The organism is Streptomyces sp. NPDC005799 (genome assembly GCF_040630525.1).
In the GTDB taxonomy this organism is placed as follows: Bacteria; Actinomycetota; Actinomycetes; order Streptomycetales; family Streptomycetaceae; genus Streptomyces; species Streptomyces griseorubiginosus_B.
On the sequence record NZ_JBEXXQ010000042.1, the window covers coordinates 46705 to 58639 of the forward strand.

Genomic DNA, 11935 nt, shown 5'->3' on the forward strand with positions numbered 1-11935 from the left:
CGGCCGACGCAGGACGGGGGCACAAGCGCGCTGGACGACACTCTTGCCGCACACGTGCACGCGGTTGCGCAGACCGTACGGGAAACGCGGGAGAGCTGGCAGACCCGGCCGCCCGCGTCGAACGAGGCGGCCGTGAACAAACTGCTCGCCTACGCAGCCCGGGACGTGGCCGCCCACCGGTGGAGCACACTGCGCACCCGGCTACAGCGCTTTGCGCAGCGCCAAGCCGTTCCCGTTGAGGAGATCGCTGATCAGCTGCTCCGTTTCCACTTCAAGATCGCAGTCCAGTGACCGGTTGACCTGCTGAACCTGCGTGATCGCGGTGTGTAGGCCGGAGCGGTTTTCGGCCGCATGTTCGATCCGCATCCAGTCCCTGTAAAGGAGCTCGGCACTGTTGTCAGCTTCGAGGCCCGTCGAGATGGCCTGCCGGGCCGCGGTGAGGTCGTGGTGCGGTCCCTTCGAGGTGCGGTGCGTGGCCACTGTGTGGGCGACGTCGACGATCCTCGTGATCATCTCTTGCTGGAAGGGTCCCGCCCACGGCAGCGGCCTTGCACCGAAGGGCCGCCCTCGCACCAGTCCGAGGGCCTTCTCCAGATCCGGCAGCCCCGCTGGTCCTTGGGGCAGTGCGCGCTCGGCGAGCTGGAGGAACCTGGTCCAGTCGCACCGCACTGCGGGGGAGAGGCGGTAGGGGTCGTCGCCCGTACGGCGGCGCGGAACGTACGGGTTCCCGGCAGGGTCATTGCCCAGGGCGCTGCGCAGGCCGCGCAGCCGGGAGTTGAGGGTGTTCAAACTCCATGGGGCGAGCGGGTCCGTGTCGTTGCACAGTGCATCGGCGGAGCGGCCCGGCCGGAAGTAGAGCAATGAGGCGAGTTGCGCGATCCTCGGGCCGTGCCCCGACGTGGCAACGCCGTCCACCTCGACCGGGCCCAGGACACGGATCTCCGGGGCATGCAGGTCGTGTGCCTCCGGCTCCTGTGCAGCCCCGCTGTTGGCCGGCTCCGGGAGTTGAACGGGCGGCTCCTCCGGCGCTTCATCTTCCGCCGAGTCTTCGGTGAGCGCCTGGTCCTCGGGATCGTCCTGCTCCTGAGGCGGCGCGGTGGACAGGAGGCGAAGCCCGGCCGGGTCCGCCGACGCGGCCAGCAGGGCTGGCAACACTCCGCTGTCACCCTCGTTCTCATGCACCGTCGCCGACGCGACCGGTGTGACAGAGGCCTTGTTCGCGGTGTAGGTGCCGGCGCCGGTGGCCTGGTCATTGGTCTCGTCCCTGGCGGGCCGGGGCGGCATCTCGGGCTCGGGTTCGTCCGGGACCTCTTCCCAGGGCCCTTCGGCTGGCATGGCAGGCTGCCCGGAGACGGCGAGTGCCGTGGCGATCTGCTGGTAGGCGGCGCGCTCAAGGCGCTGCACGGTGATCTCGATGCTGGCGCAGTCCAGCTGCTGTGGCTCGTCGAGCTCGGCGTTGAGGGTCTCAGCATCGGGAAAGTGTGCGGCCGCCGCGGCCGCCGGTGCGATCAGCGTGACCGGGATCCGGGCCTTGTCGATGACGTCGGCGAACTGCCAGGCCGTGTCCTCGTCGAGAGAGGCGGCGCACAGCAGTAGATAGGGATGGTGGCTGGTCTCCGGCATCTGGTGGACTTCCAGCAGACGTTCGGAGAGATCCCGCAGGGCGTGCTCGGCCTCGCGCATGTGCATGATCCGCGAGGTGGGCAGCAGCCGGGGCAGGTCCTCACCGAATCCGGCGGCGGCCACTTCGACCACGCTGCCCCACGGGCTCATCCCGATCTCTACGGCGAGTGACGTGCACACTTCCGTGATGTGCGTCGGATCGCCGTCGAGCAGCAGCGCGGGCAACTGGGCCAAGTTCACCAGCAGGAGGTCACCGTCGGCGGTGCTGCCGAGGGTCACCAGCCCCGGATAGGGTGCCGGCACCTGATGGGCGGCTTCTTCGTCGAGGAGCTCGGCGTCTCCCGGCAGTACCCACCAGCCGTCACGTCCTGCCGTGAACGGAGCCAACGGTTCCAACGCCGGGTCCTCGGGCAGCACCTCCAGCGTGCGGGCCCCGATCCGGGCGGCCTGTAGCCGGGGCAGTGCGGCTTTGCCCTCCAGCCGGTGGGCCATCGTGCGTAGGGCCACGTCCAGACGGGCCGATCCGTCGGGCTCGGCGGCGGCCGCCAGCTGAGCCTCGGCTGAGGAGGTCGCGGGGGAGATTGCGATGGTCTCACCTGGCTTGCGGCGACGGCGCTGCAGCATGCGGCGCGTGGCGAGCGCACCGGTCACGGCGGCTGCCAGCAGCGCGCCAGCGCCCAGCACCGTCCGCAGCTGCGGCGCTTGGCCTGCGGGCGATGACGCAGGGGTATCTGAGGAGGGTGTCTCGGACGCCGGCGTCGTGGGCGTGTGTGATGCCGACGGAGCGCCCGACCCGGGTGCGGCCGAACCGTGGTTGCCGCTCGAAGGCCCGCCAGCACCCTGGCTGGCATGCTCGGCGGGACGGCTCGACTCGCTGGGAGCCGGAGTCTGCGTTCCCGAGGTGGCGGAGCCACTGGGGGCCGCCGACTCACCACCTCCGGTGCCGGCGCCCGAGTCCTTCTTGGTGTGGTCCGAAGCCGGGGGAGCGGAGTGTGCGGTCCCGGAGCCGTCCTTTGTGTGCTCTCGGGTGTGCGCGGGTTGCTCGGATGCCGCCTTGGGAATGGTGACCTGCTGCCCCGGGAAGATCTTGTTCTGGTCTGTGATCTTCGGCAGGCCGTCTGGCTGCGCCGTGCCCCGGCTGGCCTCGAACAGCTGCGGCCACTTGTTGCCGTCGTGGAGTTCCTCGGCCGCGATCTTTGAGAGGGAGTCGCCGGCCTCCACAATGACCACGTCCCCATCGCCATGCTCGTCGGCCGTATCGCGTGTGCTGGAGGCGAGCTGCGTGCGGATGCCGGAGCCGGTCGCCTCACTGGGCACCTCGGCGTTGCCGGGTACGCGCAGAGTCGTGCCCTGCGGCACCACCGTGGCCGTGGTGGGCACTTCCGGATTCAGGCGCTGCAGTTCGGTGTAGCGCGTGCCGTCCCCCAGCAGCTGCTCGGCCAGTTCCCACCAGGTGGTGTCGTCCGCCCCCACGGTGAACTCCCGCGAGTTCCCAGCCGCTGCCGTCTTCTCCGTCGCCGTACTCGGGGCCGGGGTGCTCAGCTGGCTGCTGGTTGCCTGGCCGGCCGACGGAACGTGGGTCGAGGTGGCGGTGACCGCCGGGGTGGCGGCACTGGCGGCGGCCGCGGGCGAGGCCAGCACGATGCTGCTCAGCAGAAACCCGGCCAGACGCTGACCGGTTGCCATGCCCGGCAGCCGCGGGGTCGTCCGCCGCGCCAGAACGGCGACGATCTCGATCAGAACGGGGACCACGAGCCACAGCCACGCGATCCACGCCGCCAGGGTCATCGTGGTCAGCAGTCCCGAGCCGTCACCGTCCGGGCTCAGCAGCACCGCGCGTGCCTCGGCCAGCGTCGGCACCGTCGCGGGCAGTGTGCCGAGGACGAGCAGCAACGCGGGCACGCCGACGACCAGAGCGGCCAGCGCGACGAACGCGAACAGGCCGGCCGCAACGGCCCGTGGCCACGAGCGGTCTCGGCGGCGCACGCGAGCGGGGGAGTGGGGCATGGGGTCAGCCTCCGGGCTGGTGAAGCAGGGTGGCAGTGCCGTGTCCCGTCACGAACATCTCACCGACGCCGATCAGGGAGGCGAAGTAGGGGTGGTAGGCAGCGCGCACCGTCACCGTGAGGCTCTGCCCGTCCTCGGCGATGGCGACATCACCGTCGACGCCCTCGCTGTCGAGGAAGGAGCGGGCGGCGGCTTGGGCAGCGTCCGGGTCGACGACGATCGCCTCGCCGGTGATGGCCTGGCCGGGGTCGATCTGCTGGGCGCCGGCCCGCGCGGCCTCCTGCGCGACGTAGTCGGCATCCGACATCCGGTCCAGGGCCAGCCCACCGTCGATGACCAGGCCGACGATGAGGAACGCGATCAGCACGGTGCCCGCGTAGAACAGTTCCATGCCGCCCTGGTCCCGGCGGCCGGAAGGGATGCGAAGCCATCGACGCCACCTGGTCATGAGCCGCTCCGAGTTGCCCACGTGTCAACGACGGACGTCTTGGTGCTGGTGAGCGTCTTGGACCCGCCCACGCCGGGCAGTGCGAGCTCGCTCAGCGGCGCCGTGCACGAGACGGTGGCCGTCACACTGGCGGCCTGCCCCACCGGCGCGGACAGCCCGCTGGTGTCCAACTCGACACTGATGCCGGCGCAGTGGATACCGGAGTTGGCCAGACTGGACTGCGCGGCCTGGCGTGCGTCAGCCTCGCCGGAGGCCGGGTCGCTCGCCACCGAGGCGGTACGCGCCGCGTCCCGGGCGGCCGCATCGGCGGCCCCCTCGGCCAGCGCCACCCGCCCGCAGGCGATCGTGAAGCCGATCAGCACCAGCGCCACCGGCACGAAGATCGCGAGGCTCAAGGCGGCGCTGCCGCGGTCACGCCACAGCTGGTCGGGCCACCGTTGCCACCTCATGGCCGGAATTTCTCGACGGGGGCCTGGACGCTCTGACGCACGTGTCCGCTCCACCCGGGCACCAGGTTGATCACGTCGCCTTCTACAGCCACGCTGACCGTGTCGCCGTCGTCGCTGACCTGCACCACCGCGCCCTTCAAAGATCCGCCCATCCGGGCCAGGAACGCGTCGGCAGCTGCCTCTCCCGCACCGGGTGCGGCGTCGTAGGCCCGCTGCGCGTCCACGGCCTGTTGGGCAGCGTGGTGGGCCACCGACCGGCCGTGGAACCAGATGCCGCCCTGAATCAGGGTGAACACCAACAGGAACGCGAGCGGGACGACCATCGACATGTCCAGGGCAGTGGCGCCGCGGTCCTCCCGCCACCACGGTCGGCCGGCCAGGTGCCGTCCTCGGCGTGTGCGTGTCGCTGGCATGCTCAAAAACCCAGGATCTGCTGGACTTTCTCGCCGACCGTGGTGTTGGCCGCCGCGTACACGACGCCGACCAGCGTGCCCCCGGCGACCAGGATCAGCCCCCACTCCAGTGCCGACGCGCCACGGTCTGTCGCATGTGCGCGGATCACAGCGCCGTGCCGGCGCAGTGCACCGAACACGAGGGAGAGGCGGTTGCGGACGGTGTGCATGACTTTCCTCCAGACGTTCACGGTGCTCTCTCGACGGCACCGGGCGGGCGGATCAGAACGACAGGATGCGGACGAGGGCTGGTGCCATCAGGAAGACGGCCATCAGGAAGACGATGGCCAGCGACGGCACATGCATCTTCTCGGTGGCCACGTTCGCCTTCTCCTTGCGGTCCGCGAGCAGACCCCGCCGTACGACCTCGGCCTGGGACTCCAACTGGTCGTAGACGGCTGCCTGTTCCTCGCCCGCGAGGGACAAGCTGGCGGACAGTCGTGCGATGTCGGGCACGCCGAGCTCGGTGCCGAGTCCGCCGAGCGCATCCCACGGGCTGACCCCGGCCAGGTGGGCGTGCTCGACGGTGTCCCGGATCCGGACCGCGGCGCGTCCGTCACCCGACTCCACAGCCCGGGCGAGTGCCTCGGCCGCACCGGCGTCGGAGTTACGGGCCAGGGCGACGCGCTCCAGGACCGAGGCGATGTAGTAGCGGTACTCGAGGCGGGCGTCGGTGGCCTTGTCGCGGACGTCGTCGAGGCATTTGAAGACCATGAACAGTGCGACGCCCACCCCGGCGGCCGCCGGGACGATGAACGGCAGTGTCAGACCGCCCACGCGCAGCAGGAAAATGATCCACTGCGGGATGAGGAACCCGCCTAGCGCATACAGGGCGCAGCGGCCCAGCAGCGAGGCCGGCGCCATCTCCAGCAGGTTCAGATCCCGGGCGGGCAGCCGCGTCACGAACGCATCGGTTTCCATCAGCCGGGCGCCCACGCGCTCCGCCCACTGCGCGGACCCCTTCGCCGCCGTCCTGGTGGACGATGTGCGCGGGGCCGGGGCGTGGGTGCGGCGCAGGACCTGGTCGAGTGGGGTCCGCTTGGGCAGCAGGCTGCGCACGGTGAGTGTGCTGCCGAGCGCGGTCAGCCCGCCGAGCAGCATTGCGGGGACGGACAGACTCATGCCGCCTCACTCTCCTTCCCCTTCGCGCGTTCCTCGGCGGTGAGCAGGGTGCGCGGCTCTTCCTCCATCACAGCCATCTGGCGCAGCCACAGCAGCGACGCGACGAACAGCACGCCCAGCACCAGCAGCCCGAGCTGGCCGAGCGGGGTCGAAAACGGTTGCGAGTAGCTGCCGTTGACGAGGATCACGGTGACCACGGCGATCGCGAACAGGGACACCCGTCGGGCTTCGGAGCGGGCCTTGGCCCGCTCGGCATCGATGTCCCGTAGATCCGCGGCCTGCCGGGTGACCAGAGCGGCCTGCGCGGACAGCGCGCGCGCCAGGCCGGGGCCGCGGCTGGTGACGTGGTCCATGAACAACTGGGCGAGGTCGTCGCCGATGCGGCTGGCGAGGTCGTCGGCCAGTTGCCGGTAGGCCCATCGGGCGGGCATCCCGGAACTCAGCCGGTCGGCCAGTCGGCTCACCGGCCGCTGCAACAGCGTCGGCACCGTGTCGAGTTCGACGATCGTGGCCTCCAGCGGCTTGCCGCCGGCCCGCACGCTGGCGAGCTGCTGCAGCCACTCCGCGATCGCCTCCAGCCGGGCGACCTCCGTACGGCCGGAACCACCTGGGTAGAGCACGAACGGCAGCCCGGCCACCACTGCGAAGGCGAGCAACCCGTGCGCGGGCCACCCGGTGATGGCCCACATCAGTGTTCCCGCGCCCGCGGCCCCGGCCAGCAGCAGCCGGTAGTTGTCCCGCCAGGTGGGCGGCAGTTCCTCAACTGCCCGCTGCAGACGGCCCCGCAGCCGGCCGGGCCGCACGCTGCGTGTGGCCGGCCGCCAGCCGCGCAGTGCGGCGACGAGCCCGGTCAGGCTCAAGGCCACCACCGCGCCGACGACCATACCGAGCGCGGACAGGTACGACTGGGTCACGCTGCACCTCCCGCCCGGCGCAGCGGCCGCCACTGCCCGTTCGGATAGTCGATCAGCCAACGTCGATGGAAGCCCTTGCGCTCCAGCTTGCGCAGCCGGCGCTCGTTCATCGGCGTGCGGGTGGGCATGGCCCGCGGCTCGCCCCCGTCCTCGCGGGGGGCAAAGAGCTGCGACAACGCCACCCCGCTGCCTTCGCTGCGGCCGGCCGTCTCCCATACGTGGGAGACGAACCGGTGCACCTGGCCGCCCTGGTCGGTCTCGTCGATCGCGTCCACGTACACAATGAGGTCGACGGCGGCCGCGATCAGCCGGTAGGCGGCCTGGTCGCTCAGCCCGGCCCTGGCCAGCGGCACCATCAGCCGGTCGACCACGGCTTCGGGGTCCTTCGCGTGCAGGGTGCACATCGACCCCGCACCGCCCGCGATCATCGCCTCCAGCATGGCTACGGCCTCATCGCCGCGGACCTCGCCGACCATGACCCTCGTTGCCTTGTAGCGCAGGGAGACGGGCACCAGGTCGGCGAGCGTGACCCGCCCGGTGGCGTCCCGCTCGCCGTTGCCCTCCCGCGTGCGGAAAGCGATCACATGAGCGTGCCGGTCCGGGTCGTCATGGTTCAGCCGCAGCTCCGGCTCGCTCTCCAACGTCGCCAGCCGCTCGTGAGCGGGAACTTCGCGGCCCAGGGCCCGCATGAGCGTGGTCTTACCCGTCGCCATGTCGCCGGCGATGATGATGGACAGGCCCGCTTTCACCGCGGCCGACAGGAACGAGGCAACGATCGTGTCGACGGTGCCCCACTGCTCCAGGTCGCCGAGGGTGGCCGCTTCCGCCGCGTGCCGGCGGATCGCGATCGTCACATCGTCCGTCAGCAGTGTGGCAGCTACACGGGAGCCGTCCGGCAGGTCGAACTCGACCTTTCCCGTGGCGTACGACAGCAGCCGCTCGCCATGCCCGGACGTCGCGGCCATCTGGTTGACCCACTCGACGGCCTGCGACCTGCTGGAGAACGGCGAGCGGACCCGCTCACGCGGCTTGCCGTGAGAGTCGATGAACATCCACTCACCGTCGACCAGGACGTCCTCCACGCCCGGCCGGTCAAGGACCCGCTGCAGCGCACCCGCCAGGAAGATCAGGTTGAAGACCTCGGTGCGGACCCGCTCCAACTGCTCGCCCGACAGCGGCGGGTTCGTCAGGGACCACGCCTGAGCCCACCCCGCGACCCGGGCGCGCACCCGGGCGCGCACCACCTCTTCCAGGTCCTTCTCGCCCAGCGGCACGCCGGCCTGGCGCCGCTCCTTCTTGACCTGGTCGACGTCGTCGGCGACCTGCTGCCGCAGCTTCGTTATCTCCCCCCAGGGCACAGGAAGCGCCCCGGGGAGCGCCGTTGCCGCCCCAACGTCGGCAGGCCCAGCCCCCGACGGCCCCAAGGCCGGGGGACCAGGTGCCGGGGCTGCCGGAGTCGCCAAGGGGACAGGTCCCGGTGCGGTGGCAGGCGGTGCGGGGGGTGCGGACGGGCGGGTCGCGGCGTGCTCGGACAGCAGACCCCCCAGCCGGGTGGCCACGTTCTGTCCGTTGGTGCCGTTCGGGGTGCGCCAGTCAGCCATGCCGCACCCCCCGCTGGGCGAGCTGCTGGACGATCCGCTCCACCGCCGGAGTGGCCGCCCGTACCTGCCGCATCTGGAGGTGCAGGCGCCGCCGGTCGGCGTGTTCCCGCAGCGGCGCCATGGTGTCGCGCGCGGCCCGCATCAGCCGCGAGCGCGTCACCCCGCGCGGCATCCGTCCACCGGTACGCAGATAGGCGGCCGCGGACTCGTCCCACGGAAGGGCTGCCAGCACCGGCGCCTCCAGGCCCCGGGCGACGTCGGCGGGCCGGTAGCCGTCACCGAGGACGAGCAGGCCCAGGGCCCGGGCGCCGGACCCGTGGGTGGCGAGATCGTCCTGGAGCGCGCGCACCATCGGGTAGGCGAGCGCCTGGGATTCCTCGGTCATGCGAACCACCAGCAGCACCAGGTCGGCCTCACGCAGTACGGGCGCGGGCGAGAGCACCGGGTGCAGGCGGCCGCCCTCAAGGACCATCCGCCCGCCATCGACCAGGACGTCCCAGCGCAGTTGCTGGTCCGTCAGCTGCAGCACGTTCAGCAGCGTCGGCCAGGTCGACGTCAGGGAAGCGGCCTGCCTCGGATCGATCAGCCCGGGCAGCGCCACCCGGTAGTCGCTGTCGTCCAACGGCCACAGATGCTGGGCGACCTGCGGCGTGAAATCCTGCTCGGCGCTGGCGCGTTCCCAGTCTGCCTGCGGCAGCCGGTGCAGCCCGATAGTCCCGTCCAGGCGTTCGCGCTGTTCCCCGCGCGGAACATCGCGCAACAGGCCGTGGCGCAACGTCCCGCCGGCCATGTCGAGTTCGGCCAGCAGCACCGGCCTGCGACTCGCCAGGGCCAGAGCTGCCGCCGAAGTGGTCACGCCGTCCGACTTCGCGGACACCAAAGCGATCAGAGCCACCGTCAGCTCCCGCTCTGGCGGGGCTGCCGCACAAGCGCGATCTGCTTGGCCGCGGCCTTAGTCGCCAGCAGGGGACCGTCCGCGGGCGCCACCACCAGGTTCACAACCAGCGCGCCAGTGGAGTCCGGGGTGCCGACCGACTCCACCGTCGCGTCGATCGTGGCAGGACTTTTGCTGCCCGCGGCCCCGGAGACCGCGGAAACCGTGTCCGTTCCCTGGGCGGGAAGGACGACGGCGGCCACCTTGTCGCCCGGCCGCAGCTCGTCGCGCGGCACGTAGCCCCGCTTCAGTTCGACCCCGACCACCTGCTCGGTGTCTCCCAGTCCGCCGCGCGCGCTCAGCTGCGAGCGGGTGAGCAGGTCGCCGGGGTGAAGGTCGACGGCCGCGCGCTGGCCCACGATCGAGGCGCGGTCGGCGGCGGGGATGGGGGACAGGCCCGGATCGTCGGCGAACGACACAACCTTCACGTCCTGTTCCGTGACCTGCTGGCCGACCGGGACATTCCGCGCGACGGCGAGAACGTCGGTCCGGTCCCCGGCCCTCGCCACGACGACCGCGCCGCCCAGCGCGCCGATCAGCGTGACCAGCGCCAGCAGGACGGGCACTGACCACGTGCGGCCGGATCGTTTCTTTGTGCCGGTGCTGACGGGCAGGTCGGGCTGCCGCGGGGCGTCGGTGCGCGGTGCAAAGGAGGTCTGTGTGCTGTCCATCGGCCTGAAGGCCCTTCGATCTCGTGCGACGTTTAGGAGTTGACGGCCTGGGACTCGACGATGGCCACGTTCACGGAGGAGTTGCGGACCTCGGTCAGCTGGCCGTTGATCCCGCCGCCGTTCCAGTTGATGACCCAGGTCGAGGTCGCAGTGACCTTGTACGTGCCGCCTGCTATGTCGCTGGACGGCTGGGTGTAGACGTAGCCGCAGTCCGGTGACCTCTTCAGCCCGAACAACGTCCGGTAGACCGTGCCGGGCGTCGTGCAGGTCACCGAGGACCCGTCTCCCATCGACCACACGACCTTCGCCACCTTCGCCGTCGCGGTCACCGTGACCCCGCCGGCCGTCGCGGTCGCGGTATTCGGACCCCATGTCGTCTGCGACGGGTCCACGGCCATCCACACCGGCATGCCCACCAGGCCCCGGCCGCCGGGCTTGGGGTTGATGTCGATGCGGGGGCCCAGCAGCGCCATGGAGTCGACGGCCCGCTGCGCCAGCTCCTGCGGATTCACCTGCTGCTGGGGCTGCCGACCGGTGGCGACGGCGACGAATCCTTCGGGATTGTTCAGGCCTCCGTCAGAACAGGAGTAGAAGTACAGGTCGTTCTTCTTCGGGTCGGCGCCCTTCCAGATCTCCTTCGCACTGGCCGGGGGCTTCGGGTCGATCTTGGTGTACTTGCACTTCAGCTTGCTGGCGCCGCCGCCCTGCGTGCCGGCCTGCTGCTTTGTCCCGCCGGCAGCGCCGGGCACATGGACATCGACACAGAACCTGACGACCCGGCACGTGCCCGCACCCACCCCCGGACCATCGCCGGCCTGGGCGGTGCCCGCGGCGGCCAGGACGAGAGCGGCACCCAGGAGGGCCGGGCGTCGTATCAGCAGGTCTGCTTTTGCGCGGTCAATTCGGTGACCATCCACTTCGTCCCCCACTTCTGCAGCTGTGCGGTGCTGACGTATCTGATGAGCCGCGTTGACGGCAGCGGAACCTTCTTCTTCGTGGCCTTGTCGATCAGGGTCCAGTGCGAGGTGTCGACACAATCCGTGAGTGTGGCCTTGGGGATGTCGCCGCCGGTCACCTTGGGCGCACTGGGATGGATTACCGGTTTCCCGGTCGTGACCTGCCCGGCCTTGCGCATGGTTTCCAGGTCCTGCTCGACCAGGCCCAGGGCCTGCAACGTGGTGGTCTTCCGCAAGCCAGTGCCTGCGGAGGACGCCTTGGCGTAGGCCTCGGTCTGGGCCTGCCAGGACTGGGTGTAGGCGGCGAGGACAGCGGCCTGCTCCGGATCGACCGTGGAACGGGGGGAAGCGGACGCGCTCGCGCTGGGACTCGTACCGGGCCTGGAGGGCGACGCCTCCGGGCCGTTGTCGCTGCAACCGGTCAGCGCCACCAGGCTTCCGGCGAGGAGCACTGCGGTGGTTAAGCGCTTCGGGATGCGGACAGCGGTGAGTGCCGCCGGGCGGCGTAGTGCTCGTGTCACGTGGTCTCCCCGTACGACGCGGTGCGGTCGACTGCTGCCCTCGGCGTCCGCGATGTGACGACCCAGAACTGCGGTCTGGTCCAGTTGCGGGTAATCCGTTTGCCTGATCGGAGGTTATGCATATGCCGGTCAACTTCCCACTGAGATATTTCAGTTCGCCCCTACAACCTGGGACGTATCCGGTCACTCCCGGAACTGTCCGTCCGCATGCGGTCCCTTGCGTTTGCTTTGTTCGGC

Annotated in this window: 12 protein-coding genes; all 12 read right to left on the reverse strand. The window is 70.6% G+C overall.

From position 1 onward, the window contains the following. Window positions 1-201: 201 nt before the first annotated feature. The 12 genes from ABZ453_RS34350 to ABZ453_RS34405 all read right to left on the reverse strand — a co-directional run bounded on the left by ABZ453_RS34350 (window position 202) and on the right by ABZ453_RS34405 (window position 11698). Window positions 202-3630 carry a hypothetical protein gene (locus tag ABZ453_RS34350; protein ID WP_359021196.1) on the reverse strand — a complete coding sequence of 1143 codons (3429 nt, stop codon included), beginning with the start codon at window positions 3628-3630 and terminating at the stop codon, window positions 202-204. Between the two features lie 4 nt (window positions 3631-3634). Further along, window positions 3635-4078, reverse strand: coding sequence for a pilus assembly protein TadG-related protein (locus ABZ453_RS34355; RefSeq protein ID WP_359021198.1), 444 nt, complete (start codon window positions 4076-4078; stop codon window positions 3635-3637). Further along, on the reverse strand, window positions 4075-4527 hold the full coding sequence (locus ABZ453_RS34360; protein ID WP_359021200.1) for a TadE/TadG family type IV pilus assembly protein: 453 nt from the start codon (window positions 4525-4527) through the stop codon (window positions 4075-4077). The genes ABZ453_RS34355 and ABZ453_RS34360 overlap by 4 nt, the downstream gene beginning before the upstream one ends. After that, window positions 4524-4940 carry a TadE/TadG family type IV pilus assembly protein gene (locus tag ABZ453_RS34365; protein ID WP_359021202.1) on the reverse strand — a complete coding sequence of 139 codons (417 nt, stop codon included), beginning with the start codon at window positions 4938-4940 and terminating at the stop codon, window positions 4524-4526. The genes ABZ453_RS34360 and ABZ453_RS34365 overlap by 4 nt, the downstream gene beginning before the upstream one ends. 2 nt (window positions 4941-4942) lie before the next feature. After that, window positions 4943-5149, reverse strand: coding sequence for a hypothetical protein (locus tag ABZ453_RS34370; RefSeq protein WP_356949969.1), 207 nt, complete (start codon window positions 5147-5149; stop codon window positions 4943-4945). Between the two features lie 52 nt (window positions 5150-5201). Beyond that, window positions 5202-6101, reverse strand: a complete 900-nt coding sequence (locus ABZ453_RS34375; RefSeq protein ID WP_359021204.1) for a type II secretion system F family protein — start codon at window positions 6099-6101, stop codon at window positions 5202-5204. Further along, a complete protein-coding gene (locus ABZ453_RS34380; RefSeq protein WP_359021205.1) occupies window positions 6098-7015 on the reverse strand; it encodes a hypothetical protein in 918 nt (305 codons plus the stop codon). The genes ABZ453_RS34375 and ABZ453_RS34380 overlap by 4 nt, the downstream gene beginning before the upstream one ends. Further along, on the reverse strand, window positions 7012-8373 hold the full coding sequence (locus ABZ453_RS34385; protein WP_359021207.1) for a CpaF/VirB11 family protein: 1362 nt from the start codon (window positions 8371-8373) through the stop codon (window positions 7012-7014). The genes ABZ453_RS34380 and ABZ453_RS34385 overlap by 4 nt, the downstream gene beginning before the upstream one ends. Window positions 8374-8608: 235 nt before the next feature. Continuing rightward, window positions 8609-9511, reverse strand: coding sequence for a hypothetical protein (locus tag ABZ453_RS34390; RefSeq protein WP_359021209.1), 903 nt, complete (start codon window positions 9509-9511; stop codon window positions 8609-8611). Between the two features lie 2 nt (window positions 9512-9513). Beyond that, on the reverse strand, window positions 9514-10221 hold the full coding sequence (locus ABZ453_RS34395) for an SAF domain-containing protein (protein WP_359021210.1): 708 nt from the start codon (window positions 10219-10221) through the stop codon (window positions 9514-9516). Between the two features lie 32 nt (window positions 10222-10253). Beyond that, window positions 10254-10970 (reverse strand): ATP/GTP-binding protein, encoded by a 717-nt coding sequence (locus tag ABZ453_RS34400; RefSeq protein ID WP_359021211.1) that lies wholly within the window; start codon window positions 10968-10970, stop codon window positions 10254-10256. Between the two features lie 125 nt (window positions 10971-11095). Next, window positions 11096-11698 (reverse strand): hypothetical protein, encoded by a 603-nt coding sequence (locus tag ABZ453_RS34405; protein WP_359021213.1) that lies wholly within the window; start codon window positions 11696-11698, stop codon window positions 11096-11098. Between the last annotated feature and the right edge of the window lie 237 nt (window positions 11699-11935).